Below are 407 nucleotides of genomic sequence, written 5' to 3' on the forward strand. Positions count from 1 at the left end.
CAGCGGCGAGCACGCTCGCGCGTTCCTGGGGCAGTGGCAAGGCAAGCTGGTATGTGATGACTTCGCCGGCTACAAGGCCAGCTTCGACGGTGGCGTCACTGAGATCGGTTGCATGGCCCATTCGCGGCGCAAGTTCTTTGAACTGCACGACAAGCACAAGAGCGAATTGGCGGGCCAGGCACTGCGCTACATGGTGAGCTTGTACGAGATCGAGGCGCAAGTGCGGGATGCTGAGCCAGACCAGCGCCTGGCAGCGCGGCAACAAAGGGCTGGCCCGATTCTAGAGCGGCTGCACGCCTGGCTCGAGGAACAGCGACGCCGCGTCCCAGACGGCTCGGCGATCGCGCGGGCCATTGACTACAGCCTCAAGCGGTGGCCGGCTCTCGTGCGTTACCTCGACGACCCGA

At 64.6% G+C, this 407-nt stretch carries 1 protein-coding gene; it reads left to right on the plus strand.

What is annotated here, in order from left to right; all coding sequences use genetic code 11:
• The coding region (locus DW297_RS07795) for an IS66 family transposase (protein ID WP_168442819.1) at positions 1 to 407 on the plus strand (407 nt) is incomplete at both ends.

The organism is Microbacterium sp. PF5, assembly GCF_004794315.1.
GTDB classification, from domain to species: domain Bacteria; phylum Actinomycetota; class Actinomycetes; order Actinomycetales; family Microbacteriaceae; genus Microbacterium; species Microbacterium sufflavum.